Raw genomic sequence first — 26,733 nt, forward strand, 5'->3', positions numbered from 1 at the left:
GGAACGATGGCTGCGGCGTTGGCTTATCGAACCAAACTGGAGACGCCTGATGGGCAAGAAACAATTCGCCGCGTTGCCGTTCACGCTGAAAAATTCCGAATTGCGCGTGATGCTGATCACGACCAGGCGCAAGGGCAGGTGGAGTGTCCCGAAGGGATCGCCGATGCGCAAGACGGAGCCGCATCATACGGCTGCGCTCGAGGCTTACGAGGAGGCCGGCCTTGTCGGCGTCACCGCAAAGCGCGCCCTCGGGTCCTTCAAGCATCGCAAACGGAAGGGTGATCGCAAGCGGACCATGGACGTCGCCGTCTTTCCCATGAGGGTCCACGGGCAGGAGCGCTGGTGGCCGGAAAAGGGCGAGCGCGAAGCAATCTGGGTCTCGCCGAAGACGGCGGGCCGTCTCGTGCACAAGGCGCAGCTTCGGCGTCTGATCGCCCGCTTCGCCGCGCAGACGGAGAAGACCGCCTCCGCACCACTGAGCGATCGCATGGCTCCAGGAACCCGCGTCTCGTCCAGCTATTCAAGGTAGATGAACCAGCAGCCGACTGGACTCGCATTCGAGGAGCGACCGCCTCATGAGGTCCTGGCCGCTGCGATCAAGCGGCGCTGCGCCATCCTGTTCGTCGGCGCCGGCGTCTCGATGGCTGTTGGCCTGCCGTCCTGGCAATCTCTGATCGACCATCTGCTGGATGACCTTGGTCTTGAGCGCAACGCGATCGATGGAATGCACGGCGGCTACCAGATGCTGGCGGAGTACTACCGGCTGAAGCGCGGCGGAATTGGCCCGCTCCGCAGCTGGCTCGACCGCAACTGGCGCGTCGACCCGGACAGGATCGCTGCCTCACGGCTCCACCGGCTGATCGTGGAGCTCGATTTTCCGACCATTTACACCACGAACTACGACCGCAACCTCGAGACGGCCTTCGAGGTTCTGGAAAAGCCCTATGCCAAGATCGGCAACGCAAAGGACATTGCAAGCGCCCGTTCCGGCGTCACGCACATCATCAAATTCCATGGCGACTTCGACGACGATGCCTCGCTCGTCTTGACCGAGACCGACTTCCTCAACCGGCTCGCGTTCGACTCGCCACTCGATATCCGGTTTCGCGCCGATGCTTTGGGAAGCACGTTGCTTTTCATTGGATACAGCATGTCAGACCCCAACATTCGACTCCTGCTGCACCGCATTTGGCAGAGTTGGGACGAATCCGGGCACCGCCAGGACCGGCCGAGGTCCTTCGCTTTCGTCACGCAGCGCAATCCGGTGCAAGAGGCTGTATTGGCGAACTGGGGCATCACCACCATCGCGCCGCCCGATGGCGTCAGCCCGGATGATGGTGTCAGCCGGTTTTTGCTGGACATCCAGCAGCGTATCGAGCGAGAGACCTAAAGCGGTCCCCGGCGCGCTGAAACGCTGCTAGCCTCGCCGCACCTTGCATATCCCGTCCCCGGGGGCCAAGGATGCGGCATGCTGCATGTCCAAAAAGCCCGCGCGCCAACGTTGCGCCATGGCGGCTTCCGACAGGTCGAACGATTTCTCAGGTCCGGCTTCCTCGCGGCCGGACCGGTAGCTCAGGAGATAGATCCTGTCGTTGCGATCAAGCCCCTGTAGCTCGGCGCGAAGCTGGCGGGCTTCGAGGGCGTGGCGAAGACGCTGAAAGGTCTGATTGCCGAAGGTGAGATCGCTCTTGCGCTCAGCCGCGGCCTCGAGGCCGTCAGGGACGCTGCCGTCCCGCGCATAGAGGTCGACGACGTAAAGGCGAAGCGAGGCTGCAGCTTCGAGGACCGGATCGAACGGCGCGTTGAGCGAGAACCCGCCATCGCCGAGCCATCTTCCGGCAACCTGTACCGGAGCGAATTCGGGGAGAAATCCGCAACTGGCCAGGATGTGATCCATTTCGATCCGTTCCGATGACGAGTCGAACAGAATGGCATCGCCGCTTTCGAGGTCTGTAGCGCAGATAGAGATGCGCAGCTCGCCGTTGTTCAGGCGCCCGAAATCGATCAGCCGCTGAAGGCGTTCGCGTGTTGGGCCGAGATCGTACAGACCGGTGAACGGGAACGACGGTAGAGGGAGACGGGGATGGAAAAAGCCGATGTGGCCAAGCAGGCGGGTATTGATCGAACTCAGCCAGGCAGACAGATGGCGGCTGCCGCTCGTTGTAGCGACAGGCGCGGCGGGAGCATGCCAGTAGCTGCGTAAGTTCTGGATTCGGTCGGCGGTTGGACATCCGGCGATCAATGCGGCCGTGATCGCGCCGGCGGACGAGCCGGCGACCCAGTCGATGTGCGGCGAGACAGAAGTGAGGGCTTCGAATGCGCCGCCATGATACGCGCCAAGACCGAGACCGCCCGCCAACACGACGGCCGTGAGCGTTTGCTCTGCTGCCATGGGGCCGCTCGGATCAGCGGCGGGACGGGTCAGAATGGGGCTCGATTGCCGGTCCGCAGCCTGGGCCCGTCACCGATATCCCCTATATCGCCGTGCATAGGCATAGCGAGGATTGACGCCGCAATAGGCGTTCGTGCCCGATGCAGTCGCCATGCACTGAGCGTAACTGGCGAACTGGCAGTTGCCCGGATAGCCCCAAACGCGGCCCTGAAGGCAGTAGCGATCTTGTGCGACGGCCGCCGTTGGGGAGCCGATGCCCGCCACGAGCGCGAGTGACGCGGCAGCCAGGAGCAATCGATGTTTCATGGAAATCTCCAATTTCAACAGTGAACGTCGCTGGTGAAGCGGTGTTCCAAAGTGCAACGGTCACGGCGCCTTTTCTCCGGTTCGGCGCAAATCGTTAACCTGTGTGAAGCCGTTCGATGCCGATCGCGACTAAGGTGACGGATGTCCTCAATCGGAAGCCGTAATGCCTGACCAGTCTCCCAGCCTTAGAAATTTCACCATCAACTTCGGCCCCCAGCATCCCGCCGCCCATGGCGTGCTGAGGCTCGTGCTCGAACTGGACGGCGAAGTCGTCGCACGGGTCGATCCGCACATTGGTCTTTTGCATCGGGGCACCGAAAAGCTGATCGAGGCCAAGACCTATCTGCAGGCGATCCCCTATTTCGACCGACTCGACTATGTCGCCCCCTTGACGCAGGAGCACGCGTTTTGCCTAGCGATCGAGAAACTGATCGGGCTTGAAGTTCCGCGGCGAGGGCAGCTGATCAGGGTGCTCTATCACGAGATCAGCCGCATCCTGTCTCATCTTCTGAACGTCACGACGCAGGCGATGGACGTCGGGGCCTTGACGCCACCTCTTTGGGGCTTCGAGGAACGCGAGAAGCTCATGGTGTTCTACGAGCGTGCGTCCGGCAGTCGGATGCATGCCAACTATTATCGTCCCGGCGGCGTGCACCAGGACCTTCCACCGAAACTGATCGACGATATCGAGGCCTGGTGCGATCCGTTCCTGCGCGTCGTCGACGACCTGGATCGGCTGCTCTCGCTCAACCGCATCTTCAAGGCACGAAACGTTGATATAGGCCGGGTGACACTCGATCAGGCATGGGCGTGGGGTTTCTCCGGCGTGATGGTGCGGGGATCGGGCGCGGCCTGGGACTTGCGAAAGGCACAGCCCTACGACTGCTATGCCGAGATGGACTTCGACATTCCCGTCGGACGAAACGGCGACTGCTACGACCGCTATCTCATTCGCATGGAAGAGATGCGGCAATCGGTGCGCATCATGAAGCAGTGCATCGAGAAGCTGAAGTCTGCCGACGGGCAGGGCCCGGTGCTCGTGCAGGACAACAAGGTCGCGCCGCCGCGACGTGGCGAGATGAAGCGTTCCATGGAGGCGCTGATTCACCACTTCAAGCTATACACCGAGGGCTTCCACGTTCCCGCCGGCGAGGTCTATGTCGCCGTCGAGGCTCCGAAGGGAGAGTTCGGTGTGTTCCTCATCTCGGACGGGACGAACCGTCCCTACAAGTGCAAGATCAGGTCGCCGGGCTTCGCCCATCTGCAAGCGATGGACTTTCTATGCAAAGGGCATTTGCTGGCAGACGTTTCGGCGATCCTCGGGTCGCTGGATATTGTCTTCGGCGAGGTCGATCGCTGACAGGAAAACCGCATTGGAGGATCAGGATGGATATCAGGGAAAGCTCCGCGATGACCGAAGCGTCGGGCCTTGTGGACGATCAGTTCACCGCGCAGAACGGCTCGCACGCGCCGCACGGCGATACAAGAACAGGACTTGATACGCCTTCCCAAGCGCCCTCGGCGCAATTGGCCGACGAACTGCGGAATATAACCAGAGCAGCGCCGCTGCAAGCGGTCTTTGCGGCGTTTCTGTTGGGCGTTCTGGTGGCCCGGCGTCGCTAGACGTCGGCCAGGGCCGCCCCTTTCATCGGACGACCCCGGCCGTTGCACGAGAATCAGGCCAGCGCGTTCGTCACCGGCGGCTCGTTCATTTGCTCGACCTGTGCGCCGCTATCGGGCCGGGCCGGTCCAAGCACAGGCTCCTCGCCCAAAGGCTCGAACCCGGCGCGGAAGCTGAACGACCCCTGGCCGTCGAGCGAAGGGCCTTCGCAGTAGCGCCCCGGCTGCAGCGGCGCCGCGTTGCGTTCGGTGCCCATGAACATGTAACTGAACTCGGTCGCCTCCTTGCTGCGGTCGAAGCTGTTCGGAATCGGCAGGGCGGCGTCCGCGCCCATCTCCTCGATCACCGCGAGCCATTGCTGTTGATGCATGGTATCGCGCGCAATCAGATAGCTCAGCATGTCCTGCATGCCGGGATCGCTCGTGGAGTTGAAGAGACGCACGGCAAGGGTCCGGCCGGTGGATTCGGCCGCGACGTTGCAATACATGTCGGCGGCCAGATTTCCGCTGGCATAGACATGCGAACAATCGAAGGGGACGCCGTCGCAATTGGCAGGGAAGGCAGCCATGCCGGTCGAGAGCAGATGCCGGTGCAGCATGCCCTCGATCACATGCCGCGGCCGCTCGCCGCCGTTCATCACCGCGCCGACGACCGGGTTGGCTTGCAGGCTGGTCTCCTGCATCGTTGCCGGCGCATTCTCCAGGTTCAATGCGACCGCGGTCGCGAGCATCTCGATGTGGCTGATCTCTTCGGTCGCGGTATTGAGCAGGACGTCGCGATATTTGGCCGGCCCCCGCGCGCCCCAGGCCTGGAAGAAATATTGAAGGCAGACGCGGATCTCGCCTTCGACGCCGCCGATGGCTTGCTGCAGCTGGCGGGCGAAGATCGGATCGGGCTTCTCGACCCTGACCGGATATTGCAGTCGTTTGTCGAAGTAGTACATGCGCAGCTCCTTTTGTGTTCACGCTATTGCGCAATGAGTGCTGCCGGGTTGCGTTCCTATGGAGTTTCTAGCGACTGCTTTGAAAACCTTTAAATTGCGAGGTGAACGCGATGCGGCCCCGGCGAGGAGAGGATCTCGCCGGAGCCGCTCTCATGCGCGCAACAGCAAGGAGCGCGCTTTAAGCAAATTGCGAACCGCGAGCCGTTAGCGGCGCGGCATGGTGCCGTTGGACGGTGGGGTCGTCTCGTTGCGCATGCCGGAAGGACTGGAGGCACCTTGTCCGCCCCGTTCGACATGGGTGATGCCGCCGCCACCGGAGCCGCCGGCTCCGCCTGAGCCGGCTCCCGCACCGCCAGCGCCAGCGCCAGCACCGCCGCCTGCGCCGCCGGCACCAGCGCCAGCGCCGCCGCCAGCGCCGCCTCCGGCGCCACCCGCACCACCACCGGCGCCGCCTGCGCCACCACCAGCGCCGCCGCCAGCACCTTGCGCGAACGCTGCGCCAACTGAAGCGCCTGCAAGCATCGTGGCCATGAAGATCGTCAGGATTGTCTTACGCATCTTTCTTCTCCTTGAGGTTTCGATGTCGGACCAATCATGTGAAGCATCCACCGTTCCTAGCCGTGCAGCGTGATCAAGCTCTGTCCTCGACGACTCCGCGTCGATATTGCGAAGGCACGGCAACTTCGTCGAACCGTTCGGCGAGAGCATCGAGAGCCGCGCGCATCTGCGGCCCCTGCATGGCCGCGCCGTGCCCGGTGACGACGATCTCTGGAGCGAGCGCGGCAAGTGCGCGCACTGATCTCTTAGCGCTTTCCCAATCGGGGGTGAAATACATCGGGGGCCCGTGCATCTCCGGCGTTTGCGTCACCGCGGCGTAAACGGATTCCTGCCGCGTCGTAATGAAGGCGTCGCCGGCGATCAGCACGCGATCGCGTTCGCGCCAGAGCGAGATATGCCCTGGAGTATGGCCGGGCGTATGGATCCACTGCCATTCCGGCATGAAGGGTACGCTGTGATCAAAGGGAAGATCATAGAGGCGCGATCCGACGTTCACCGGCCTGGTCGGAAATAGCGGAGAGAGCCGAGCGAGCAGCCCGCCACCGACATTGGGATCGGCCGGCGGATAGGATCGGCTTCCATCAAGATAGGGATGCTCGGCGGCATGGGCATAAACCGGCACCTCCCATTCACTTGCCAGCGTTTCGAGCACGCCGACGTGATCGAAGTGCCCATGCGTCATGATGATGCAGGCGGGCCGGCCGTTTCCTCCGAATCTGGCCTTGGCGGCCGAGCGGATGGCGCCAGCCGATCCGGGGATGCCGGCGTCCACCAGCACCCAATTGCCGTCGCCGGCGTTCTCGAACCCGACGAAGATGACGTTGACGATCGCAAGCTGACGATAGGCCACGTCAGCGACGATCTGCCGCGTGTTGTCATTGCGGTCGAGGTCGGATTGTGGGTGCTCCGCGTCGGCGGAAGAGGGAAGCGAGATCTGCGTCATGTTCATTCGAGTCCGATTTTGTCAGCTCACTAGCGCTCGATCGTGCCGATGCGCCGTATCTTCTTCTGAAGCAGCATCACGCCGTACAGCAGCGCCTCCGCGGTCGGCGGGCAGCCGGGCACGTAGATGTCGACCGGCACGACGCGATCGCAGCCGCGCACGACCGAATATGAGTAATGGTAGTAACCACCACCATTGGCACACGACCCCATCGAGATCACGTAACGCGGCTCAGGCATCTGGTCGTAGATCTTGCGAAACGCCGGGGCCATCTTGTTGGTGAGGGTGCCCGCAACGATGATCACGTCGGATTGGCGTGGCGACGCGCGCGGCGCGAAGCCGAAGCGTTCGGCGTCGTAACGTGGCATCGACATCTGCATCATCTCGACTGCGCAGCAGGCGAGCCCGAACGTCATCCACATCAGCGACCCGGTTCGTGCCCAGGTGATCAGCTCCTCCGCGGTCGCCGTGAAGAAGCCCTTGTCCGCGAGATCGTCGCGGATGCTCATGAAGAACGGATCGGAAGCGTTGTCCGGCTGTCCCTCACCCGGCCGGCCAAGTCCGGGCCTGCCAAGCGAAGCGCCTGGGTTACTGGCGTGCGTAGAACTGTTTGTCATTCTTTTCCCTGAGCGCTGCGGCCGCTTGCCGATGCGACCACGCTCGGGAAAACCGTCGGTTGTATGCGGCGTTCCTGCGGCGGTAGGGGGATTTGTGTTCTGTTATCGCAGGTTAGCTTCGGGTCCGGTGACCGGAACCGGCCCTCGCCTCCCGGATCAGCCCTAGGAACGATCAACCGAAATTGCGGTTGGCGGCAACAAGGCCCGTGAAATGGAGAACATGAGATGACGAACGCAGCCCGCGATACATTCGTGGTTGGACTACGCAATGCGCATGCGATGGAAGTGCAGGCGCGGGAATTGATGGAACGTCAGTCGGAACGACTGGACGAATATCCCGAGGTCAAGGCCAAGGTTGCCGCCCACCTTCAAGAGACCAACGCGCAGCTGGAGCGGCTGGAGAGATGCCTGGAAGCCTGCGGCGAGAGTACCTCCAGCCTCAAGGATACGACGCAGTCCATGATGGCGAACATGCAAGCCATGGCCCACTCGGTTGCCGGCGACGAGATTCTCAAGAACACGTTCGCCAACAATGCCTTCGAGAATTTCGAGATCGCTGCCTACAAGTCTCTGCTCGCCCTCTGTGGCGCCGCTGGGTTCGCGGAGGCCAAGGAGCCGCTTGAGACATCGCTGAAGGAGGAGCAGCGCATGGCCGCCTGGATCGACTCAAACGTCGAAAAGGTGACAATGGAATATCTGGCGCATCAGCGCCAGGCAGCCTGATCGTACGTCACACCACCACGGCGAGACCGGCGGCTTCGGCCGCTGGGTCCGCCTGCGCTCTCAAACCCTCTCATCCGCGTTTTGCTGTCATGGCGCACATCATCTTCAGCGACTACCGCAATCCTGCCGCTGAACAGGCCTATGAGATCGCATGGGACTTTCTCGCCCGCAGCGGGGCGATCCACGATGAGTTCGATGCGTGCGTATTTCTCGCCCAGCGCATCACCATGATGGTCGAGGAAGGCCAGGCGAACCGGATCCGGATGGCCAATCGCGCGATCTCCGAATACCAGTACCATCTCGAGAACCTCTGCAAGCCGATCCGTGGCGCGGCTGCTTCACGGGCTTGAGAGCTCGCGCGGGTTTGTGGGCTCTTACTGCCGATCGGCGATCGTCAGCTGTCCGCGCGCCCCGGTACGTCCGGCCCTGCGCGGTGCAATTGCCGGAACAAGTGCCGGCGCTTCCCCGGCCATGCGCATGGCGAAATAGGCGATGGTCGCCCGAAGACCATCCTTGAGCGCCACGCGCGGGCGCCACCCTAACGCCTTCACGGCCGTGTCAATGACGGGCTTGCGCCGCTTCGGATCGTCTTTCGGCAGCTCCTCGAACCGGAGCGGGGAGGCTGATTCCGTATACGCCAGCACGTCGCGCGCGATCGCCTCGATGGTAACCTCGTGCGGATTACCCAGATTGCAGGGTCCGGTGACCGACGATGGACTCTCCATGAGCAGCTGGAGGCCGCGCACGAGATCGTCGACGAAGCAGAAGCTCCTGGTCTGCGTACCACCTCCATAGATCGTGATCGGCTCTCCGCGAAGGGCCTGCACGATGAAGTTGGAGACCACGCGCCCGTCGTTCTCCAGCATCCGGGGTCCGTAGGTGTTGAAGATGCGCGCGACCTTGATTTCGACGCCGTACATGCGATGGTAATCGAACATCAGCGTTTCCGCGGCCCGCTTGCCCTCGTCGTAGCAGGCCCGGGGCCCGATCGGGTTGACGTTGCCGAGATAGGATTCCGGCTGGGGATGCACCTCCGGATCGCCGTAGACCTCGCTGGTCGATGCCTGCAGCACCCGGGCGCCTTTCCGCTGGGCGAGCTCCAGCATGTTGATGGTGCCGAGCACGCACGTCTTCATCGTGCCGACCGGATCCTTCTGGTAATGACGGGGCGACGCCGGGCAGGCGAGGCTGTAGATCCGGTCGATGTCGCCCTCGATCTCGACGGGATCCCGCACGTCGTGCTCGATGAAGCGAAAATTCGGATGATTGAGCAGCGGCCGGATGTTGTCGATCCTTCCCGTAAACAGGTTGTCGAGGCAGATCACGGTGTGGCCGCGCTGCAAAAGCGCGTCGCAAAGGTGGGATCCGATGAACCCGGCGCCGCCGGCCACCAGAACAGTGGGGGAGCGGCGGGACGCGTTGATGCGGGTCTGAACTGTCATTGTGCTGCCTTTCAGATTTGAGCGACCTGCATGGGACGCGAGGCGGGAAGTTGCGGGGGTTTCCGGCGACGACGGACCGATGCCTCGGCGTAGTAGGTCTCCACTTGCCGGGCCCGATGGTCGGAGGTGTGGTCGGCCAGAACGCGGCGCCGTGCGTTTTCCGCGATCGTGCGCCTTTGCTCCTCGGGCAGGTCGCGCAGGATCTCCACGACGTCGCGGGGGCTCGATGCGAGCAGGATTTCCCGGGAAGGCTCGAAGACGGTCTCGATTCCAGGCCACCGGTCCGAGATCACGGGCGTGCCGCACGCGGCCGCTTCGAACAGCCGAACGCTTGGCGAGAAGCCGAGCGCGCGCATGTCGGCGCGGGTGGCGTTCAGCGTAAAGCGTTGCCCTGCGTAAAAGCCCGGATGATGTTTGGGTGCAAGATGCTCGATCCGGGCGACATTGGCGGGCCAGACCACCTCATCGGGATATTGCGCGCCGGCGACGACGAATTGCTCGCGCGACAGAGTGCGAGCGGGGGCGAGCAGCAACTGCTCCAGAACCGGCTGCCGGTCCTCGCTGTAGGTTCCGAGATAGCCCAGTGCCCACTTCTTCTCCGCGCGTTGTGGTGCGTAGATGTCGGTGTCGGCACTGCAATACAGCACCCGAGCCAGCGGACTGCCATAGTTCTCCTCGATCATGCCGGGCACCGGGCCGCCGGCAAAGGACAAATAAAGGTCGAAGCGCGGGATCATCGCCGCGGACAGGTAGTCTAGGCCCTGCTCGAGCTTCGCAAGCGTGACGGGCGTGTCGATGTCGTAGAAGGCGGTAATCCCCCGGGCGTGGGTCGTGATCCATTCGGAGATCGCGATGCCGTCGGGCACGTAGGAGCCGATGACCACCAGATCGGCATCCCGGATCATTTTTCCGAAGCGCTGCGGGATGTCCTTCAAGGATTGGTAAAGCTCGACAGTCCAACCGGAAGGCTTGGCAAGATCACGATGCTCGCGATACCAGGGGACGTCGCGTTCCAGAAACGTGACCTGGTGACCTCGTCGTGCCAGGGCTTCGATCAGGGCGCGGTAGGTCGTTGCATGACCGTTGCCCCAGGACGAAGTAACCGAAAGACCGACGACGACGATGGTGAGGTTCATTCTGCTGCCTCGATTCGCGAACTGCTTGCGGCAAAGAGATCGTTGAACTGGCGCGCGCGCTGCCGGTAGGTGTGATGGCTCAGAATGTGCGCACGAGCCCGCGCTGCGATCGCCTGAGCCCGGTCGGGGCGCAGTGCGGCAAGATGCTCTGCGACCTCCGTCCCGCTCGCGGCCACCAGCACCTCGCGATCTGGCTCGAGAAAATGATCGATGCCGTCCCACTGGTCGGTGATCAGGCAGGCGCCGGCGCCGATGGCTTCGAACACGCGCGTTGGCGGCGAGAAGCCGTAGCGCGCCATGCTGTCGCGATTGACGTTCAGCGTGGCCAGACCGGAGCCGAAGAACGCGTTGTGGTCGCCGGTCCCGACATGCCCGACCTTGTGCAGATTGGCTGGCGTGTCCTTGGAAGCCCACCCCGATCCACCGAGCACGAACGTCTTGTCCGGCAATAGGCGCGCGACGTCGATAAAGAACCGCTCCACGCGCTGCTCGCGATCAGGGAGGCGGTTTGCCAGCAAGCTCAGATCGCTCATGAAGCGCGCATTGGGCGGCGCCGGAAAGTGCGTGGCGGGATCGAGCGCATTGTAGATCGGCACGCAGTCTCGCGCGCCGATGCCGCGATAAGCGGATACGACGGCATCGCCGCCACCATAGGTCAAAACCATGTCGTAGAACCGGATCGCATGGCGCAGATGATGGTCTGGATTGTCCGCCACCGACTCCAGCGTCGCGGGGGCGTCGACGTCCCAGTAGATGCGCATTGCATTCGACGGAATTTCGGCGACCGCGTTCTCCAGCTCCTGATCGAAGACGCCGACGCCGCTGGCCTTGACCAGCATGTCGGCCGAGCGGGCCGCTTCCTCAAGCGAGCTTCGCCAGCCGTCGGGCGTTGCGGCGTAGACCACGACCTTGGCCCAGTCCGGATCGTCGATGTCGCGATGGGCCTGGCGCTCGAAGGCATCGGGCTCGAAGAATGTGACGTCGTGGCCGAGGGCCGCAATCTCCTTCAGCATGCCGCGGTAATAGGTAGCGGCACCGTTCCAGTAGGATGAGACGAGGCTGGATCCGAAGAAGCAGATCTTCATGCGGAGGCTCCGATGTATCGCTGGGGCTGTGTGGAGTGGCCTGTGGCCCGGAGGTCCTGCACGATGCCGACAAGCTGCTCCGCCCGGTGACGGCAGGTGTGACGCTCCTTGATCGTGCGGAGCCCGGTCTCCACCGTGGCGGACCACAACTCTCGGTCATCGAGCAGCGCACGAAGCGCCCGCTTCATTTCGGTGCCGTCGGAAGCGCTGAGATAGGCACCTTCCGGGAACAGGCCTTCCGCATCTGACCAGGGGGCCGAGACCAGTGGAATGCCGCACGCCATCGCTTCGAAGACGCGAATGGTTGGAATGCCCGGAAGCAAGCGGACATAGGGGCCGCGGGGAACGTGGACAGTCGCGCGTGCGCCGGCGAAAGCGATGGGAGCCCAGTGTGCGGGCAGCCAGCCGCCATACCGAATGCCTGCCGCCTGAATGGTGGCGAGGGCTGGGTCCGAATAGCGGACGCCATAGACCCCCGCGCGAAGCTTCAGCGCGGCCACGGGTTCGACCAGAAATTCGTTAAGCTCGGCGCTGCGTTCGCCGTCGCCCCAATTGCCGATCCAGACGACGTCGTCTGTGCGCTCGACATGCGGCAGCGGATGGTACAGGGCGATATCGGCCGCCTCGTGCCAGGTGAAGGCCCGGTCGGCCCAGCCGAGCTTCAGATAGATTTGGCGAAGCACCTCGCCGAAGGCGAGCACACCGTCGAAGCCGTCGAGGTCGAACTGCGCAAGCTCGTCCGGCGCGCTGACGGCGCGATGATGGGTGTCGTGGAACAGCAGCGTGAAGGGAGCGCCATGAGCCCGTCTCGATCCGATGTCTGCGATCAGATCAGGCGAATTCCATTCGTGGACGACGACGAGATCGGCACCGTGCAAGGCTTCATCGAGATCAAGGGAGGCGTCGTAGCGGCGGATACCGATGCCGGGAAACAGCGTTGGAATATCCTCCATCGTCTGACTGCCACCCTCGCGGATCGCATTCAATCGGCTCCAGCCGTCGATCGGCTCGAACACGACGACCTCATGACCGAGCGCGTGAAGTTCGCGGGCATAACCGCGCAGGAAATGGGCATTGCCGTTGTTCCAGCAGGAGGTGAACGCGTGGTAGAACAGAACGCATTTCATGCGCGGACCTCCATGGGGGCGGGCGCGTGATGGACGGCAAGCAGTTCCTCGTACAGGCTGAGATAGGCGCTCGTAGTTCGGGTCAGCGAGTACGTCAGGGAATGCTCAAAGGCGGCACGTTGCAGCCGTACCCGCTCGCCGTCGTCGGTGCACAGACCGGCGAGTGCTTGATGCAGCGCCTTGCTGTCGAAGGCATCGACGAACAGCGCGGCCCCACTCCATAATTCCTTGAAGGTCGGAATGTCGGACAGGACGAGGGCGCATCCCGCGGCCGCGGCTTCCAGAACGGAGAGGCCGAACGGCTCATAAAGCGCGGGGCTCGCAAAGATGGCGGCGTGCTGCAAGTGCGCGCGCATGGCGCCGTGAGGCAAATGCCCGAGCCAGGTGACGGAAGCCGAAGGGCACTCGTTCGCCGGCCCGGCAACCTGAACGGGCCAGTCCAGCCCAGGCGCCGCGGCTGCCAGGACCTCGATGTTCTTGGCGCGGTCCCAGAGCCGGCCCGCCGCAAAGATCATGTCTTGCTTCCGTCCTGCAAAACCGTGAGAGCCAATTCCATTCCAGATCACGATGCCGCGCGAGCGAGGCCGATAGATTTCCGCAATGTCATCGTGGAAGGACTGGCTGGGACAAACCCAGACCTGCGCGGTGTCGAAAGCGGCCGTCACCCGTTCGGTGTAGCGGCGCCATTTCGGTTCGCCGAGCCAGCTCGTATCGCGGCAGGCGAGCCCCCAGGAGTTGACGCAGGAATGCGCGACGACCACCACCGGAGCGCGCCAGGCGAAGGTCGCCTCGCGAAAACTATTGAGGTGAACGACGTCAGGCCCGATTCTGGCTTCGAGCTTCGCAAGGACGCGCCTGGCCTGGGACAGATCTTGTCCTTCCGGATCCTGCCATTCGAGTGCAAGGTCCGTTTCGATCAGGTGGACCCGCGAGCCACGCAGCATCTCAAGCTGGCCAGACTGCGCGCGGGGGCCCATCGTCACCAGGGTGACGTTGGCGCCCTTCGCAGCAAGGGACGAAGCGAGAGATGACGAATAGGTCCAGACACCTCCGACGGTATCGGTCGTCATCAGGATCCTGAGCTGCGAGCTGCGGCTCATGATGCCACCTGCAGTTCGAGAGTCTCGAGCGGGACCGGGCGATCGTTCTGCACGTCGCTGAACTGGTCGAACATTGCCAGATAGTGCCGGTGTGCGCGCTCCCAGGCGAAATCGTCGGGCTCGCCCCACAGCTTTCGATAATCCGGCGAACCGGGATAAGGATAGAGCGGGACCGGATCGTTGGCCCAGATGCCGGCATCCTGCATGGTGCGGCGCCAGCGCTGCACGATGGGGTCGTCGTCCTCGGGGACTTCGATCAAATTGGCCTGCACGAAAGGAACGTGACGCCGCGCTTCGACCAGCCGTTCGGCAAGCTGGTCGGTCGTCATCTTGCAGTTCTTGGCGAGCGCCGCGCGGCCCTCGACCGTGAGGCTTTCGATGCCGGCTTCAATCGAGACGCAGCCGGCGCGGCCGAGCAGAGCCAGCATGTCCGGCTTCCAGAGGTCGATGCGGGTCTGCACTCCGAACTTCAGCCCGCGCGTGGTCAGCCCTTGCAGCAGCTCCGCGTTCGGAAGGAAAATCTCGTCGATGAAATAGACATATTCGATGCCCTGATGGCGCAGGCCGTCGATCTCCTCGAGAACGATGGAGGCAGGCCGCTTGCGGTAGGCGTTGCGGAAGTTCTCCTTGGCGCAGAAGGTGCAGTTGTACGGACATCCCCTGGACGACTCGACCTCGGCGCCAGGCGCCTGCGGCTCGGCTTCGAAGCGATGATGGTGATGGTGATGCCGGCGGATCATCTCCTCCGGCCAGTCGAGCGGCGGCTGATCCTTGAATGCGACCGCCTGCGGGCCGCCATTGACGCGGAGCGATGCGCCGTCGGCGAAGCACAGGCCCGGAAAGTCCCGTTCGCCATTGGCAAGACGCAGCAAGGATGCCTCGCACTCGCCCATCACGACGATATCGGTGCCGAGCTTTCGAAGCGCCGCTTTTGGTACGGTCGAGCCATGCGGGCCCACCGCGACGAGGATCGGAGCCAAGTCGCGCACCACCCTCGCAAGCTCCTGCGGAACGCGGAGCTCGGGAGGGGCACAGCGCCAGAACAGATAGGTCGGTGCCGTCGTGATGACGATCTGGTCGGGGCCGAACGCGCGCAGCTCGGCCTCGATGTCGGCGAGAGAAAGGTCGAACATGTGGGCATCGAGCAGCAGCGTCTTGTGCCCAGCCGCCTTCAAATAATGCTCGGAGATCCCGAGTTCGAGCGGAAGGTGAGGGGATCGGCAGCCAAAATAGATGCTGCCGCCAAAATCCCAGTTTGGATTGATGAGGGCAACACGCGTCATGCCAGCGCCTCGCGGTTGCCTTGTGACGATCCGAACCGGCCGTCCAGCCAGGTGTGAAGAGATCGGAGGCCTTCTGCGAACGAAACCTGAGGCGCCCAGCCGAGCGCACTGGAGAGCGCGCGCGTGTCGGTCACGTACCAGGGCTGATCGCCGGGCCTCCAATCGGCAAAGCGATAGGCCACCTTACGGCCGGTCAGATCGGTGATGCGGTCGATCAATTCCAGCAGACTGATTGCGTTGGCCGGACCGCCGCCGAGATTGAAGACGCGTCCACGGGCGAGCGCGATGCCATCGAGCACGGCGAGCCAGGCCGAGGCCGCGTCGGAGACGTGAAGCGCATCACGGACCTGATGGCCGTCGCCATAGATCGTCAGCTCTTTGCTGCGGATGGCGCTCAGCAGGAAATGCGCGATCCAGCCTTGATCCTCCGTGCCGAATTGACGGGGCCCATAGATGCAGCTCATCCGCATCACCACGGTCTGGAGGCCGTAGACCCGCGCATAGTCGTGAACGTATTGATCCGCCGTTCCCTTGGAGCATCCATAGGGGCTGTAGAAGTCGAGCGGCGCATTTTCCGAGATGCCGGCGGCGAGCAGGCCGCTTGTCGGCGTGTAGCGGCGGCCGGTGAGCGCGATGTCGCCATCGTCGATCAGGCGTCCGTAGACCTTGTTGGTCGAGGCGAACACGATCGGCGCGGCGTTGTTGTGGAGGCGCACGGCTTCGAGTACGTTCAATGTGCCCCGCGCGTTGATCTCGAAATCGGCGGCCGGATCGCTCACGCTATCAGTGACGGCGACCTGGGCTGCCAAGTGCAGCACGGCGCGGGCTTCGCGTACGGCGTCGATTACCGGGATCGGCTCACGAATGTCGGCCACGGTGATTGTGACCCGGTCGCCATGCCGCGACTTCAGCCACTGCGCATTCTCCCGCACGCCGGCGCGGGCGAGGTTATCCAGGATCAGCACCGGCTCGCCGCGCTCCGCCAGGCGGTCGGCAAGGTTGCAGCCGATAAACCCGCAGCCGCCGGTGATCAGGACGGGTCTGTTGTCTCGTTCACTCATCACGCGACCAATCCTCGTTGCTGCAGCTCCTTGGTGGCCCGCTCCGCCTGATCGTCAGCGATCTGGTCGGCGAGATATTCCGCCAGCTCTTCGAGCCCATCCCTGAATGCGACGCGAGGCTCGAAGCCGAGCACGTCGCGGGATTTTCCCATGTCGGCGAAGCAGTGCCGGATATCCCCGGCGCGATATTTCCGCGTCAGCTCGGGCGCAATGTCGCGGCGCCCCATGACTTCGGCCAGATCCTCCGCGACCGACAGAATGGTACGACTCTGGCCGGAGCCGACGTTGAAGACGTCCTGCGCGTGCTCCGCCTCCAGTGCCATCCGGCAGGCGCGGGCGACGTCATGCACATGGACGAAATCGCGGCGTTGCCGGCCGTCCTCGAAGACGAGGGGAGGGCGGCCGTTGAGCAGCCGGGCGGCAAAGATGGCCAGCACGCCGGTGTACGGATTGGACAGGGCCTGACGCGGTCCGAACGCATTGAAGAAGCGTAGCGCCACCGTCGGGATGCCATAAGCCTTGCCCGTGATCAGGCACATGCGCTCTTGCGCATATTTGTTGAGCGCGTAGATCGAGCTCAGCGAAGGCTGCTTTGTCTCCGGCGTGGGAACGGGATCGAGCGGGTTGCCGGCTGCATCGTGCAGCTCCCAATCGCCGCGGCGAAGCTGCTCGACCGCGCGCTCCTCGCAGGCGACCACACTTTGATCGGCGCTCCGGTAAAGGCCCTCGCCGTAAATGCTCATGGACGAGGCCACCACGAGCCGCGCGACCGGGCGCTTGGATAGTGCCTGCAACAGCACGGCGGTACCGAGCTCGTTGGTTCTGACATAGGGTTCGATGTCGTACATGCTCTGGCCGACGCCGACTGCTGATGCGAGATGCAGCACCATGTCGGTGCCGCGCAACGCATGATCGACCGCGAGGGCGTCGGTGACGTCACCGACGATGAGCTCCGCGTCTTTGGCAAGGTAAGCGGGGCGCTGGCGGTTGCCTCCGTGGACTTGCGGCGAGAGATTGTCGAGCAGGCGGACTTCATAGCCGGCCGCCAGCAGCGCGTCGGCTGTATGCGACCCGATGAATCCCGCACCTCCAGTGATCAATACTCGCGTCATTCACCGCTCCGTGCCGCCGTGAGATCGATCCTGCGGGATCAATCCGTGATGAGAATGAAAGCGCGCTGCTATTCTGGTCGGGCGACCGGCGCGCCAGTCACATTTGGAATTAGAAGCGATGCAAGGAATGTTCGTTCCTGCGAAACCTACAAACGAATATTTCTCTAACCTGGATCAATAACCCAGGTGAATCTGCCGGGTGCAGCGGGGCTAAAAACGCACGCCGTGAACCGGCGCCTGCAGTTCGAGATGGCTCGCAACCGTCGCGCCGATGTCCGCAAATCCGGCGCGCTTGCCGATCGGAGAAGTTGACCGCGCGCTCCACGTCAGAATCGGCACTTGTTCCCGCGTGTGGTCGGTACCGCTCCAGGTGGGGTCACAACCATGATCGGACGTGATGATCAGGAAATCATCATCGCGCAGGCGGTTCAGCAGATCCGGAACGCGCGCATCGAATGTTTCGAGCGCCGCTGCATAGCCCGCGACATCTCGCCGATGGCCGTACAACGTGTCGAAATCGATGAAATTGGCGAACAACATCCCGCCCTCCGCGAGAGAGGCCAACCCATCGAGCGTGGCGTCGAACAGCGCCTGGTTGCCGTCGCCGCGCAGGTTCCTCCCGGTCGCGCGATGGGCGAAGATGTCGTCGATCTTGCCGATCGTGACGATGTCACGGCCTGCGCTTTCGGCAAGATCGAGGATCGTCCGCTCGGGAGGGGGGACGGAAAAGTCCTTTCTGTGCGCTGTCCGCTTGAAGTCACCTGCCGACGTGCCGATGAAGGGACGTGCGATGACGCGCCCGATGTTGAGGGGATCGATCAGTCGGCGGGCAATGCGGCAGACCTCATAGAGGCGTTCGAGTCCGAACGTCTGCTCGTGCGCTGCGACCTGAAACACGCTGTCGCCCGATGTATAGCAGATCGGTTCGCCCGTCCTGATGTGACGCTCGCCGAATTCGGCGATGATCTCGGTGCCGGAGGCGTGACAGTTCCCGAGGATGCCAGGCAATCGAGCCTGTTCGCACAGGTGCTCCATCAGGTCGCGCGGGAAGCACGGCTTGGTTCTTGGAAAATAGCCCCAGTCGAACGGCACCGGCACGCCGGCGATCTCCCAATGGCCGGATGGCGTGTCCTTGCCTTTGGAGATCTCGCTCGCGCAGCCAAATCGCGCATGCTCAGGACGGCCATCGAGCCCCGGCGGTACGCGCCCGGTGGCGAGACGGCAAGCCTGGCCAAGGCCGAGCGCAACCAGATTGGGAAGCCGAAGCGGCCCCTCCCGGCCTGGTCCGTCGGCAGTGCCGGCCATGCACATCTCAGCAATGTGGCCGACGGTATCGGCACCCTCGTCGCCGTAATTGATGGCATCGGGCGCGGCGCCGATCCCGACGGAGTCCATCACCAGGATCAGGGCACGCATGTCGGCTCCGAGATGGCTGGGCGGGAAGACGCTGCGGAGGGCGCGAGTCCGGTTTTCGCGCAATAGCGTTCGACCATCTGTGCGCAGAAATCCGCGAACTCGTTGACGTCGAGGGGCGGGCTGGTGTGGTGAGGTTCGATACCTCGATGTTCCGGGGTGAAGCAGAAGGTCACGGTGACCTGAAACTCGGCCAGCGCGTCCATCTGCCGATCGAACCAGGCGAGCGCATTGGGACGGAAGCTGTCGGCCCAGGACAGGCCGGTCCTGAGATGCTGCACGCCGAGCCGGCGCATCCAGCGCACGGCGTCGTCGAGGCGGTGGTCCTCGAAGTGAAACCACTGGCACAGGCCCATCGCTGGTGCATATTGGGCGAACAGGTCCGCCGAGGCTTTCGGCGTTCCGTCCTCGCGCAGCAGCCCCATGTGGAAGTGCCGATAGTACGACGAGCCTTCAGCTTCCTTGTGCCGCGTGGTCGCCTCCCAGCTGGAAGGAAGATCGTAGAGGCTGTACCAGTGAATTCGCGGCGCCCGGCCGATCAACAACTCCGCCGTTCGGGTCAGTCCCCAGGCCTGCACCTCCTCGGCACCGAAGGACGAGACTCCCACCTCGGTGACCCAGACCGGCAACGAGGTGACCGCCTTGATCTCGTCGATCTTGACCGGCCATTCCGCGATCTGCCATAGGTTCCAGTCCAGCGGAAAGCCGTGCACGGCCACGGCATCGACATGATCGAGCACGCCGCGCGCCTGCATGTTGCGGATGAAGGACGGATCGATCGGCGATATACCGCCAAGCACGCGCGGGAGCGTGGGATGCGCGCTGCGGATCGCCTTTCCCGCAGCGAGCGCCAGGCTCGCGAACATGGTCCAATCCGGATCGATCAGGATGTCCCAGTGCGACTTGTTGTTGGGCTCGTTCCAGATCTTGGCGGCTTCGATCATCGGCCGGTCTCCCGCGACGGATAGACCGGACCTTCCGCCTGCGGCCTTGTCACCCGCTTGCAGAGATAGACTTCCTCTTCCGGATGCGCCGCGATCGCAAATCCGGCGCTGCGCAGCATGGCTTCGGCGCAGGCGCGGTTCGGTACCCACCAATTGGTGGGGTCGTCGGCATATTTGTTCTCGATGAAGTGCAGCTTTGGATAGCCCGGGGAATCGAACTGATCGGTGGTCCAGAAGTCGTAGTTCTTGTCGAGGGAATCCACGCGGCTGTCGCCGCGCTGCATCGATTGAAACAGCAGGAGATCGCCAGCCACGTGCTCGTGGATCAGGTCGAGTGCCAGCAGAGGGTGTCGCAGGTGATAGAGCACGCCCATGAAGATCACGAGATCGAACTTTTCGCGCAGCTGTCCGACATCGTAGGCTGACATCTTGCGGAATTCGATCCTGAGCCCGTTCACCTCAGCCGCGAAGCGCGCTTGTGCGAGATATTCGTCGTCAGTGTCCAGGCCGAGGACGCGCTCGGCGCCGCGTCGCTTCATCTCCATGGCGTAGAAACCGGCATTGCAGCCGATATCGAGCACGGTCTTGCCTTCGAGGCGGTCCGGGATGATCCCGGAGAATCGGCGCCATTTCACGTTGGGATAGTCGCCGAGAAAGTGTGAAGGCGCGGTCGGCACGCCGTTCAGGTCCAGATTGTGAAACCATGGCCCGAGCGCATCGACGCGCTGGCGGATTTCCTCGCGGGAGAGGGCGCCACTGCTCATGCGGTCACTCCATTGTTCATTGCCTGGGCTGGGCGGGCTGCCTCCGGCGAACCGCCGGCCAGTAGTCGAGAGCGTCCGTTCCCGGGAGAGCTTTCCGCGAGCAACGCCATTGCCGTCCGGTAGCCGTCGATGGTGCCGACATCGACATAGGATTCGCCAGCCTTGATGCCGAGACCCTGGCCGCCGGCCGCGAGGTAGGCATTGACGAGCGTCCCGAAATATTCATCCCGGCGCTCGCGCTTCGTCCACAGCGACTGGAGCTCGCGAAATCCGTTGCCGGACATCTTGAAGGCGCCCCATATCCATTTCGACGCCGCATCCGGCTGCTTGACCTGGATTTCCGTGACGCGATCGCCGTCGAGCACGACCGCATCGAAGAACTCGGGGTGTTCAACCGGAAACAGCAGAAATGACAGGTCAGCGGCCGGCAACGCCTGCAGGGCCGCCTTTGGGAACCACACGGTATCCGGAAGTCCGACCAGGATGTCTTCGTCGTGGCCAACCACCGTGCCCGCCCTGAACACGGCATCGCACAGCCCCGACGCATCGGGCTGCACGACATAGGCGAGCTGGGCGCTGCCGTAATGATCGCCGAAATATTCGAGGATGTCCGATTTGCCGGGGGAGATCACGAAGCAGATCTTGTCGGCACCCCCAAGGATCAGCCGCTCCAGCAGATATTCGGAGACGGCGCACGGACGGTCGACGCCGTCGTCCCGTTGGCTTCCGACCGGAAGCAACTCCTTGGAGAAGGCGAGCGGCTGGATGCGGCTGCCGCGGCCCGCGGCCGGAACGATACCCCACATGATCAGGCCTCCTCGGGTTGCTGTCGGCGCGCCCCGAAGGATGCCGTCCGCTCGAGCAGCGAAATCAGTTCGGCTGCGCGCTTGTCGGATGTGTGCTGATCCATGGTCCGTTCATAGGCGCGCCCGGCGATGTGCTGAAGCTCGGCGTCGGCCATAGTCAACGCAGCAAGCGTGTCCTTCGCATCGCGTGCGATCAGGATCTCCTGCCCGGGTACAAAGAATTCATCGAGTCCTGGCCAGTCGTCGCTGAGCAGCGGGGCCTTGCAAGCAGCAGCTTCGAACAGGCGGCCGGAGGGGCACCAGCCCATCTCCGCCATGGCGCGGCGCGTGACGTTGAGTGTCAGCCGGGACGACGCAAAGAACGACGCGTGCTCCGACGGCGGCAAGTGTTGCACGAAGTAGATGTTTGGCGACCAGGGAAAATCTTCCGGGTACTGTGCACCCCCGATCAGGAAGCGCCGATCCTGCCTGCTGCGTGCGGGTTCGACGAACAGAGCCTCGAGCGCGCGCTGGCGATCCTGCGAATATGTGCCGAGATAGGACAGATCCGCCCGGTAATGCGGCTGCGGCGGCACCGGTCGATGGGTGTCCGTATCGACATGGCCGTAGAGCGGGCGGACATTGCAGGCGCCGAGCCTGTCGCGAAATTCGTTGCAGATGCGTGGACCGCCGGTGAAGCTCAGGACCAGGGCGAAATCCCGCAGGCCGCGCGGCCCAATATAGGGAACGGCCTCGCCGTCCATGAGCTTCGCCAGCGTGACCGGCGTGTCGAGGTCGTAGAACACGGGCACCGCACGGCCCTCGGACAGGACAAGCTCCGTGGCGGCGATCGCGTCGGGACAATAGGAGGTCACGATCGCGACGTCGGCATCACGAATGTCGCTGCGCGCCAAAGGAAGCACATCGTCCCAGTTCGAGAACAGTCGCAATTGGCCGCCGGGCAGCTCGTGCAAATCCCGCGCGCCGGCGTAATAGGGCACGTCGCGCTCGAAAAAGACGACGCTGTGGCCGGCTCGCGCGAGATGCTTGCAAAGCCCTCGCCACAAGGTGGCGTGACCGTTGCCCCAGGACGAGGAAATTGTCAGGCCGAAAATCACGATCTTCACGCTGGCACCCGCTGATTGATCCCGGTGATCTTGAGTCCGCGATTGTCCGCGCTGAGGGTGCTGACGCTGCCGGGGTCGATCTCGATCGAGAGGAAATCGTCGAGCTCTTTCCGGGAATAATGCAGCAGCGCCGCGCGGATCGGTTCGGCATGGCTGACGGCGACGACGACGGTGCCGCTGCCATGATCATTGCGCAACTGCTCCAGATGGGCGACGACGCGCCTCTGGAGCGACCGCATGCTTTCGCCGCCCGGCGGGCGGTTCGTTCCGCGTTGTTCGTTCCAGCGCGACCATCGGGGGTCCCGGGCGAGCGCCTCGAACGACAGTCCGGTCCATTCGCCGTAGTCGAGTTCGTCGAGTGCCGGCACGATTTCGACCGGCAGACCGAAGCGCGCCGCCAGGATGCTGGCCGACTGCATGCAGCGCCGCTGCGGGCTCGACTGGACCATGCTCGGCGGCGGCGTGAAGGTATCGGCGCATCGCGCGATTTCCTCGCAGCCGAGATCATCGAGTTCTACGCCCTTCATCCGGCCACAGAGCGTGCGGCCGAGCAGGGCATGATGCCCATGGCGGATCAGATGAATGATCTTCGCCATCAGGTGTACGCCTTGTCGTCGATGAAGGCGCGCGTTCGCCGTCCGGCTTCCTCGTCGGTGAACTGCTGAGGCGGCGACTTCATGAAATAGCTCGAGGGGCCCGTCAGCGCGCCGGCCTGCCCGCGGTCCATGGCAAGCTTGGCGCAGCGGACCGCGTCGATCACGACGCCTGCCGAGTTCGGGGAGTCCCAGACCTCGAGCTTGACTTCGGCGCTCAAGGGAACACCGCCGAACGTCGTGCCCTCCAGGCGGATAAAGGCCAGCTTGCGGTCGGTCAGCCACGGCACATGGTCGCTCGGGCCGACATGGATATTGTCGGCATCCATGGGCACGTCGAACTGGCTGGTCACGGCCTGGGTTTTGGAGATCTTCTTTGACGTCAGCCGCTCGCGCTCGAGCATGTTCTTGAAATCGGTGTTGCCGCCCACATTGAGCTGGTAGGTTCTGTCCAGCCGCACGCCGCGTTCGCGGAAAAGATTGGCGAGCACACGGTGCAGAATGGTGGCGCCGACCTGGCTCTTGATGTCGTCGCCGACGATCGGCAGGCCTGCATCCTCGAATCGCCGCCGCCAGTCGGGATTGGAGGCAATGAAGACCGGGATGCAATTGACGTAGCCGCAGCCGGCCTCGATCGCGCGCGCGGCGTAAAATTCGCTCGCGCGCTGCGAACCGACGGGAAGATAGGACACAAGCACGTCCGTGCGCGACGTCGCGAGCACTTCTGAGACGTCGGCTTCCGGGACATCCGCGATCGGGACGTCGTCCTTGAGATAGTGGCCGACGCCGTCCATGACCGGGCCGCGTTGGACCATGACGCCGGTGGGTGCGACTTCGGAGAAGCGGTGCGTATTGTTCGGCGCTGCGAAGATCGCCTCGGCCACGTCGCGTCCGACCTTGCCGGCATGGACGTCGAAGGCCGACGCGACCTGAATGTCGCTGATGTGGTAGCCGCCGAGATCGGCGTTCATCAGCCCAGGCACCGGCTCATTCGATTTGGCGTCCCGGTAGTAGGAGAGCCCCTGAACGAAGGAGCTCGCACAATTGCCGACACCGACGATGCCGACGCGCACGCGCCGCCTGTCCTGAAGACGAGAATGCATGGATCGAGGCCCTCCGGAAGACGTGCAGCGTTGAGGCATGCAGTGTTGAAGACTTGCAGTGTTGACGTAAGTACGTCGGCGAACGTGAGGAACGTATGTTCGTTCCTGAAGTCACGACACTATGTCCACCTCACGTCGGATTTCGGCCGAAAAAATTACGCGCGCTTAACCTGGGATAGAATCCCGGGCAGGTTGGCGGGAACGAAACGCTGCCATGATGAAGATGAAGAAGATGATGCTTTGAGAGAGTCCGGCCTACAAAAGAACAAATCCTCGCGTCCGGCGTTCACGGCGAAACAGTCTGACGCGACGACCTAACCGTCGCTTGCTCTTTGTCAGAAATCGAGGTGTTACATGTCATCCAAATCACAAACCAGCGAAGCCCAGCAGACCACCAGCCATGACGTCATCCGGAAATGGGCGGAGGAGCGCGGCGGAAAGCCCGCGACGGTCAAGGCCACGGAGGAGGACGGACACGCCGGTATCCTGCGCATCGATTTCGATCCGCCCGACGACGGGCTCGACCGGATCAGCTGGGACGAATTCTTCGCCAAGTTCGACGAGACCGGCATTGCCTTCCTCCACCAGGACCGCACCAAGGACGGAAAGCCGAGCCGCTTTCACAAATTCGTGCGACGCTAGTTGGATCACCACGTGTCGGGCAGCTGGACGGAGGCGATGCGGGCAGGCGAGTTCGAACGCGCCTGGGCGATCAGCGACCGCGATCTGGCAATGCTTGCGTATCCACCCAAGCATACCGGGCCTCGTCACCTCCAGCGCATCTGGCGCGGCGAGGAGCTGAGGGGCAAGGATGTACTGGTCCGCTGTTACCACGGGCTCGGCGACACCATCCAGTTCCTGCGCTTCATGCGGCCGCTTCGTGGCGTCGCGCGCCGCGTCACGGTCTGGTGCCAGAGCGAGCTTCGGCCGCTGGTTGAGCGAGCGGCCGGCGTCGATCGGGCCTTTGCGCTCCACGACGGTGCACCTGACGTCGACTTCGAGGTCGATATCGAGATTATGGAGGTGCCGCATGCCATAAGGGCGAGGCGGGAGCACGTCGAAATGCGCGCACCTTACTTATCGCTGCCGCCGGCGCTCGAGCTACCACTGCCACAAGGTCTTGCCGTCGGCCTGGTTTGGGAAGTCGGCAACTGGGACAAGCGAAGGACCATCCCGCCGTCCCTGCTAGGGGAACTTGCCGTTCCCGGCGTGACGCTCTGCTCGCTGCAACGCGGGGCCCGAACGCGCGAACTGGCCGAGATTGGGGCTCGGGACATCAGTACGCCTGACATTACGGTTCTCGGTCATCTCCTCCAGCGGCTCGATCTGCTCATTTGCGTCGACACCATGGTGGCTCATCTCGCGGGAGCACTCGGCTGTGACGCGTGGGTCTTGTTGCATGCGGATTGCGATTGGCGCTGGCCGTCATCCGAGTCCCATTCCCTTTGGTATCCGAGCCTGCGGCTGTTTCATCAGAGGACATCAGGCAATTGGGATAGCGTCCTTGGAGAGGTGCGGGAGGCCCTGATTGCACGCTCCGCAATCCGCCAAGGTGTTGTCCGAAACGGGCTCAAGCGAGCGCAAGGTCCGCCGTAAGTGGCCGGAGACGCGAGGACGACGCATCGTCGCGGCTGGACGGAATGCCCAGGTAAGTCGGATCGAATCTTGCGAGCCGTACGAGGCCCGGCCAGTCCGTGATCGTTACCGTCTTACCTTGCCATTGCAGGAGATTGCATCGTCGCAGTTCCTGAATCGTGCGGTTGGCGTGGACCGGGGAGATGCTGCATGCTGCCGCAAGGTCCGATTGGGTAAAGGGTGACGGCAGCCTGAGATCTCTCGCCAAGCCGACGCTTTGCAGGCGGGTAGTGATCTCGCACAGCAGATGCGCCACGCGTGTCAATGCATCACGGCTACCCAGGTTCACTGTCCAGTTGCGCTGAATGGCGTGGCTGGTGAGCAGCATCAGCAGCAGTGCGCGAGCCATCGCGGGCGAACGCGCCGACAAATCGTGGAAGAAACGGTGTGGCACGAGAGCGACGATGGCGGGGCCAAGTGCGATCAGGTTGCCGTCAACGCGAGGACGATAAAGCGTGTGTAGATCGGCGATGTCACCGGGAACATGGATTGACGTGATCTGTCCGTCCGTACTCTCTGCATCCTGCCAGGAGAGATATCCCTGAAGGAGCAGGCAGCACTGGGTGGCATCATCGCCATGCCGCAAAACGGCCTGACGCGAACCGAGATGCGCGATTGTGCTTGCCATGTCCGCGAGCAGGTGGAGATCGTCGGCCGTTACGGGAGTGAGGCTCGCCAACCGGTCGGCGAGCTTGGAGAACGCAAATCCTGCCTGCATTGGTCGCCTAACAACTCAGAACCCGTCCCCAATCTGATCGATGAGAACGATAGAGCGCATTAAACTTTGATAGTTTCACTCCATGCAGGTCATGTTTGTCTGCCCAGCATGCGCCCAGAAGTGGGAGGGACCATCGGTCAAACGGTTCCGGAACAGTAGACGGGCTCATGCGATCGTCCTCAAGGATCGGACGATTCGGGAA

Annotated in this window: 30 protein-coding genes; 8 read left to right on the top strand and 22 right to left on the bottom strand. The window is 63.2% G+C overall.

Annotated elements, in window-relative coordinates:
• Positions 1-49: 49 nt before the first annotated feature.
• Both AC0L3J_RS28730 and AC0L3J_RS28735 read left to right on the top strand, forming a co-directional pair.
• The gene (locus tag AC0L3J_RS28730; RefSeq protein ID WP_473349224.1) at positions 50-529 is read left to right on the top strand and encodes an NUDIX hydrolase; all 480 of its coding nucleotides are present in this window, start codon (positions 50-52) and stop codon (positions 527-529) included.
• Positions 530-1,390, top strand: a complete 861-nt coding sequence (locus tag AC0L3J_RS28735) for an SIR2 family NAD-dependent protein deacylase (RefSeq protein ID WP_473349225.1) — start codon at positions 530-532, stop codon at positions 1,388-1,390.
• 27 nt (positions 1,391-1,417) lie between these two features.
• Here AC0L3J_RS28735 and AC0L3J_RS28740 read toward each other — a convergent pair whose 3' ends face one another.
• Both AC0L3J_RS28740 and AC0L3J_RS28745 read right to left on the bottom strand, forming a co-directional pair.
• Complete coding sequence (locus AC0L3J_RS28740) at positions 1,418-2,392, bottom strand: patatin-like phospholipase family protein (protein ID WP_473349226.1); 975 nt, start codon at positions 2,390-2,392, stop codon at positions 1,418-1,420.
• A 69-nt stretch (positions 2,393-2,461) separates the two neighbouring features.
• Positions 2,462-2,698: a DUF3551 domain-containing protein gene (locus tag AC0L3J_RS28745; protein ID WP_247402501.1), complete on the bottom strand. Its 237-nt coding sequence runs from the start codon at positions 2,696-2,698 to the stop codon at positions 2,462-2,464.
• Positions 2,699-2,861: 163 nt separating this feature from the next.
• Here AC0L3J_RS28745 and AC0L3J_RS28750 point away from each other — a divergent pair, with 163 nt between their 5' ends.
• Positions 2,862-4,058 carry an NADH-quinone oxidoreductase subunit D gene (locus AC0L3J_RS28750; protein ID WP_473349227.1) on the top strand — a complete coding sequence of 399 codons (1,197 nt, stop codon included), beginning with the start codon at positions 2,862-2,864 and terminating at the stop codon, positions 4,056-4,058.
• A gap of 26 nt (positions 4,059-4,084) precedes the next feature.
• The gene (locus tag AC0L3J_RS28755; RefSeq protein ID WP_473349228.1) at positions 4,085-4,321 is read left to right on the top strand and encodes a hypothetical protein; all 237 of its coding nucleotides are present in this window, start codon (positions 4,085-4,087) and stop codon (positions 4,319-4,321) included.
• 53 nt (positions 4,322-4,374) lie between these two features.
• Here the strand turns inward: AC0L3J_RS28755 and AC0L3J_RS28760 are convergent, their stop codons facing one another.
• The 4 genes from AC0L3J_RS28760 to AC0L3J_RS28775 form a co-directional block, all read right to left on the bottom strand.
• Positions 4,375-5,262 carry a manganese catalase family protein gene (locus AC0L3J_RS28760; protein WP_027566451.1) on the bottom strand — a complete coding sequence of 296 codons (888 nt, stop codon included), beginning with the start codon at positions 5,260-5,262 and terminating at the stop codon, positions 4,375-4,377.
• A gap of 204 nt (positions 5,263-5,466) precedes the next feature.
• Positions 5,467-5,820, bottom strand: a complete 354-nt coding sequence (locus tag AC0L3J_RS28765) for a hypothetical protein (protein WP_456768726.1) — start codon at positions 5,818-5,820, stop codon at positions 5,467-5,469.
• 73 nt (positions 5,821-5,893) lie between these two features.
• Complete coding sequence (locus AC0L3J_RS28770; protein ID WP_473349229.1) at positions 5,894-6,763, bottom strand: MBL fold metallo-hydrolase; 870 nt, start codon at positions 6,761-6,763, stop codon at positions 5,894-5,896.
• 29 nt (positions 6,764-6,792) lie between these two features.
• Positions 6,793-7,380 carry a NuoB/complex I 20 kDa subunit family protein gene (locus AC0L3J_RS28775; protein ID WP_473349230.1) on the bottom strand — a complete coding sequence of 196 codons (588 nt, stop codon included), beginning with the start codon at positions 7,378-7,380 and terminating at the stop codon, positions 6,793-6,795.
• A 225-nt stretch (positions 7,381-7,605) separates the two neighbouring features.
• Between AC0L3J_RS28775 and AC0L3J_RS28780 the strand changes: the two genes are divergently transcribed.
• Positions 7,606-8,103, top strand: a complete 498-nt coding sequence (locus AC0L3J_RS28780; protein WP_473349231.1) for a ferritin-like domain-containing protein — start codon at positions 7,606-7,608, stop codon at positions 8,101-8,103.
• Between the two features lie 89 nt (positions 8,104-8,192).
• On the top strand, positions 8,193-8,453 hold the full coding sequence (locus AC0L3J_RS28785) for a hypothetical protein (RefSeq protein WP_473349232.1): 261 nt from the start codon (positions 8,193-8,195) through the stop codon (positions 8,451-8,453).
• 24 nt (positions 8,454-8,477) lie between these two features.
• On the opposite strand, the gene AC0L3J_RS28790 is transcribed toward AC0L3J_RS28785, so the two are convergent.
• The 15 genes from AC0L3J_RS28790 to AC0L3J_RS28860 form a co-directional block, all read right to left on the bottom strand.
• The gene (locus AC0L3J_RS28790; protein WP_473349233.1) at positions 8,478-9,545 is read right to left on the bottom strand and encodes a UDP-glucuronic acid decarboxylase family protein; all 1,068 of its coding nucleotides are present in this window, start codon (positions 9,543-9,545) and stop codon (positions 8,478-8,480) included.
• 11 nt (positions 9,546-9,556) lie between these two features.
• Positions 9,557-10,681 (bottom strand): CgeB family protein, encoded by a 1,125-nt coding sequence (locus AC0L3J_RS28795; RefSeq protein WP_473349234.1) that lies wholly within the window; start codon positions 10,679-10,681, stop codon positions 9,557-9,559.
• Positions 10,678-11,766, bottom strand: coding sequence for a CgeB family protein (locus AC0L3J_RS28800; RefSeq protein ID WP_473349235.1), 1,089 nt, complete (start codon positions 11,764-11,766; stop codon positions 10,678-10,680). Before AC0L3J_RS28800 ends, AC0L3J_RS28795 begins: the two co-directional genes overlap by 4 nt.
• Positions 11,763-12,893: a CgeB family protein gene (locus tag AC0L3J_RS28805; protein ID WP_473349236.1), complete on the bottom strand. Its 1,131-nt coding sequence runs from the start codon at positions 12,891-12,893 to the stop codon at positions 11,763-11,765. Before AC0L3J_RS28805 ends, AC0L3J_RS28800 begins: the two co-directional genes overlap by 4 nt.
• The gene (locus AC0L3J_RS28810; protein WP_473349237.1) at positions 12,890-13,993 is read right to left on the bottom strand and encodes a glycosyltransferase family 4 protein; all 1,104 of its coding nucleotides are present in this window, start codon (positions 13,991-13,993) and stop codon (positions 12,890-12,892) included. Before AC0L3J_RS28810 ends, AC0L3J_RS28805 begins: the two co-directional genes overlap by 4 nt.
• Complete coding sequence (locus tag AC0L3J_RS28815; RefSeq protein ID WP_473349238.1) at positions 13,990-15,276, bottom strand: TIGR04295 family B12-binding domain-containing radical SAM protein; 1,287 nt, start codon at positions 15,274-15,276, stop codon at positions 13,990-13,992. The genes AC0L3J_RS28810 and AC0L3J_RS28815 overlap by 4 nt, the downstream gene beginning before the upstream one ends.
• Positions 15,273-16,337 carry a GDP-mannose 4,6-dehydratase gene (locus AC0L3J_RS28820; protein WP_473349239.1) on the bottom strand — a complete coding sequence of 355 codons (1,065 nt, stop codon included), beginning with the start codon at positions 16,335-16,337 and terminating at the stop codon, positions 15,273-15,275. The genes AC0L3J_RS28815 and AC0L3J_RS28820 overlap by 4 nt, the downstream gene beginning before the upstream one ends.
• On the bottom strand, positions 16,337-17,449 hold the full coding sequence (locus AC0L3J_RS28825; RefSeq protein WP_456768738.1) for an NAD-dependent epimerase/dehydratase family protein: 1,113 nt from the start codon (positions 17,447-17,449) through the stop codon (positions 16,337-16,339). The genes AC0L3J_RS28820 and AC0L3J_RS28825 overlap by 1 nt, the downstream gene beginning before the upstream one ends.
• A 210-nt stretch (positions 17,450-17,659) precedes the next feature.
• Complete coding sequence (locus tag AC0L3J_RS28830; protein WP_473349240.1) at positions 17,660-18,865, bottom strand: phosphopentomutase; 1,206 nt, start codon at positions 18,863-18,865, stop codon at positions 17,660-17,662.
• On the bottom strand, positions 18,853-19,806 hold the full coding sequence (locus tag AC0L3J_RS28835) for a glycoside hydrolase 5 family protein (protein ID WP_473349241.1): 954 nt from the start codon (positions 19,804-19,806) through the stop codon (positions 18,853-18,855). The genes AC0L3J_RS28830 and AC0L3J_RS28835 overlap by 13 nt, the downstream gene beginning before the upstream one ends.
• Positions 19,803-20,570 carry a TIGR04290 family methyltransferase gene (locus AC0L3J_RS28840; RefSeq protein ID WP_007596136.1) on the bottom strand — a complete coding sequence of 256 codons (768 nt, stop codon included), beginning with the start codon at positions 20,568-20,570 and terminating at the stop codon, positions 19,803-19,805. Before AC0L3J_RS28840 ends, AC0L3J_RS28835 begins: the two co-directional genes overlap by 4 nt.
• Positions 20,567-21,376 carry a nucleotidyltransferase family protein gene (locus tag AC0L3J_RS28845; protein WP_473349242.1) on the bottom strand — a complete coding sequence of 270 codons (810 nt, stop codon included), beginning with the start codon at positions 21,374-21,376 and terminating at the stop codon, positions 20,567-20,569. The genes AC0L3J_RS28840 and AC0L3J_RS28845 overlap by 4 nt, the downstream gene beginning before the upstream one ends.
• Positions 21,377-21,378: 2 nt before the next feature.
• Positions 21,379-22,482 carry a CgeB family protein gene (locus AC0L3J_RS28850; RefSeq protein WP_473349243.1) on the bottom strand — a complete coding sequence of 368 codons (1,104 nt, stop codon included), beginning with the start codon at positions 22,480-22,482 and terminating at the stop codon, positions 21,379-21,381.
• Positions 22,479-23,078 carry a histidine phosphatase family protein gene (locus AC0L3J_RS28855; protein ID WP_473349244.1) on the bottom strand — a complete coding sequence of 200 codons (600 nt, stop codon included), beginning with the start codon at positions 23,076-23,078 and terminating at the stop codon, positions 22,479-22,481. The genes AC0L3J_RS28850 and AC0L3J_RS28855 overlap by 4 nt, the downstream gene beginning before the upstream one ends.
• A complete protein-coding gene (locus tag AC0L3J_RS28860) occupies positions 23,078-24,178 on the bottom strand; it encodes an inositol-3-phosphate synthase (protein ID WP_473349245.1) in 1,101 nt (366 codons plus the stop codon). Before AC0L3J_RS28860 ends, AC0L3J_RS28855 begins: the two co-directional genes overlap by 1 nt.
• Positions 24,179-24,532: 354 nt before the next feature.
• Here AC0L3J_RS28860 and AC0L3J_RS28865 point away from each other — a divergent pair, with 354 nt between their 5' ends.
• Positions 24,533-24,820 (top strand): hypothetical protein, encoded by a 288-nt coding sequence (locus AC0L3J_RS28865; protein ID WP_473349246.1) that lies wholly within the window; start codon positions 24,533-24,535, stop codon positions 24,818-24,820.
• A 12-nt stretch (positions 24,821-24,832) separates the two neighbouring features.
• A complete protein-coding gene (locus tag AC0L3J_RS28870) occupies positions 24,833-25,774 on the top strand; it encodes a glycosyltransferase family protein (protein WP_473349247.1) in 942 nt (313 codons plus the stop codon).
• Here AC0L3J_RS28870 and AC0L3J_RS28875 read toward each other — a convergent pair.
• A complete protein-coding gene (locus AC0L3J_RS28875; RefSeq protein ID WP_473349248.1) occupies positions 25,749-26,531 on the bottom strand; it encodes a Crp/Fnr family transcriptional regulator in 783 nt (260 codons plus the stop codon). The two genes, AC0L3J_RS28870 and AC0L3J_RS28875, sit on opposite strands and share 26 nt — an antisense overlap.
• Positions 26,532-26,733 lie beyond the last annotated feature (202 nt).

Source organism: Bradyrhizobium sp. Kon37, from assembly GCF_055807535.1.

Bases quoted from the DNA above. Each gene is read 5' to 3' on its own strand.
- AC0L3J_RS28830 (WP_473349240.1), bottom strand. From the start codon at position 18,865: ATGCGTGCCCTGATCCTGGTGATGGACTCCGTCGGGATCGGCGCCGCG.
- AC0L3J_RS28785 (WP_473349232.1), top strand. From the start codon at position 8,193: ATGGCGCACATCATCTTCAGCGACTACCGCAATCCTGCCGCTGAACAG.
- AC0L3J_RS28775 (WP_473349230.1), bottom strand. From the start codon at position 7,380: ATGACAAACAGTTCTACGCACGCCAGTAACCCAGGCGCTTCGCTTGGC.
- AC0L3J_RS28760 (WP_027566451.1), bottom strand. From the start codon at position 5,262: ATGTACTACTTCGACAAACGACTGCAATATCCGGTCAGGGTCGAGAAG.
- AC0L3J_RS28835 (WP_473349241.1), bottom strand. From the start codon at position 19,806: ATGATCGAAGCCGCCAAGATCTGGAACGAGCCCAACAACAAGTCGCAC.
- AC0L3J_RS28730 (WP_473349224.1), top strand. From the start codon at position 50: ATGGGCAAGAAACAATTCGCCGCGTTGCCGTTCACGCTGAAAAATTCC.
- AC0L3J_RS28790 (WP_473349233.1), bottom strand. From the start codon at position 9,545: ATGACAGTTCAGACCCGCATCAACGCGTCCCGCCGCTCCCCCACTGTT.
- AC0L3J_RS28750 (WP_473349227.1), top strand. From the start codon at position 2,862: ATGCCTGACCAGTCTCCCAGCCTTAGAAATTTCACCATCAACTTCGGC.
- AC0L3J_RS28840 (WP_007596136.1), bottom strand. From the start codon at position 20,570: ATGAGCAGTGGCGCCCTCTCCCGCGAGGAAATCCGCCAGCGCGTCGAT.
- AC0L3J_RS28765 (WP_456768726.1), bottom strand. From the start codon at position 5,820: ATGCGTAAGACAATCCTGACGATCTTCATGGCCACGATGCTTGCAGGC.
- AC0L3J_RS28805 (WP_473349236.1), bottom strand. From the start codon at position 12,893: ATGAAATGCGTTCTGTTCTACCACGCGTTCACCTCCTGCTGGAACAAC.
- AC0L3J_RS28825 (WP_456768738.1), bottom strand. From the start codon at position 17,449: ATGACGCGAGTATTGATCACTGGAGGTGCGGGATTCATCGGGTCGCAT.
- AC0L3J_RS28865 (WP_473349246.1), top strand. From the start codon at position 24,533: ATGTCATCCAAATCACAAACCAGCGAAGCCCAGCAGACCACCAGCCAT.
- AC0L3J_RS28755 (WP_473349228.1), top strand. From the start codon at position 4,085: ATGGATATCAGGGAAAGCTCCGCGATGACCGAAGCGTCGGGCCTTGTG.
- AC0L3J_RS28810 (WP_473349237.1), bottom strand. From the start codon at position 13,993: ATGAGCCGCAGCTCGCAGCTCAGGATCCTGATGACGACCGATACCGTC.
- AC0L3J_RS28770 (WP_473349229.1), bottom strand. From the start codon at position 6,763: ATGACGCAGATCTCGCTTCCCTCTTCCGCCGACGCGGAGCACCCACAA.
- AC0L3J_RS28860 (WP_473349245.1), bottom strand. From the start codon at position 24,178: ATGCATTCTCGTCTTCAGGACAGGCGGCGCGTGCGCGTCGGCATCGTC.
- AC0L3J_RS28800 (WP_473349235.1), bottom strand. From the start codon at position 11,766: ATGAAGATCTGCTTCTTCGGATCCAGCCTCGTCTCATCCTACTGGAAC.
- AC0L3J_RS28875 (WP_473349248.1), bottom strand. From the start codon at position 26,531: ATGCAGGCAGGATTTGCGTTCTCCAAGCTCGCCGACCGGTTGGCGAGC.
- AC0L3J_RS28795 (WP_473349234.1), bottom strand. From the start codon at position 10,681: ATGAACCTCACCATCGTCGTCGTCGGTCTTTCGGTTACTTCGTCCTGG.
- AC0L3J_RS28735 (WP_473349225.1), top strand. From the start codon at position 530: ATGAACCAGCAGCCGACTGGACTCGCATTCGAGGAGCGACCGCCTCAT.
- AC0L3J_RS28815 (WP_473349238.1), bottom strand. From the start codon at position 15,276: ATGACGCGTGTTGCCCTCATCAATCCAAACTGGGATTTTGGCGGCAGC.
- AC0L3J_RS28845 (WP_473349242.1), bottom strand. From the start codon at position 21,376: ATGTGGGGTATCGTTCCGGCCGCGGGCCGCGGCAGCCGCATCCAGCCG.
- AC0L3J_RS28780 (WP_473349231.1), top strand. From the start codon at position 7,606: ATGACGAACGCAGCCCGCGATACATTCGTGGTTGGACTACGCAATGCG.
- AC0L3J_RS28740 (WP_473349226.1), bottom strand. From the start codon at position 2,392: ATGGCAGCAGAGCAAACGCTCACGGCCGTCGTGTTGGCGGGCGGTCTC.
- AC0L3J_RS28855 (WP_473349244.1), bottom strand. From the start codon at position 23,078: ATGGCGAAGATCATTCATCTGATCCGCCATGGGCATCATGCCCTGCTC.
- AC0L3J_RS28820 (WP_473349239.1), bottom strand. From the start codon at position 16,337: ATGAGTGAACGAGACAACAGACCCGTCCTGATCACCGGCGGCTGCGGG.
- AC0L3J_RS28745 (WP_247402501.1), bottom strand. From the start codon at position 2,698: ATGAAACATCGATTGCTCCTGGCTGCCGCGTCACTCGCGCTCGTGGCG.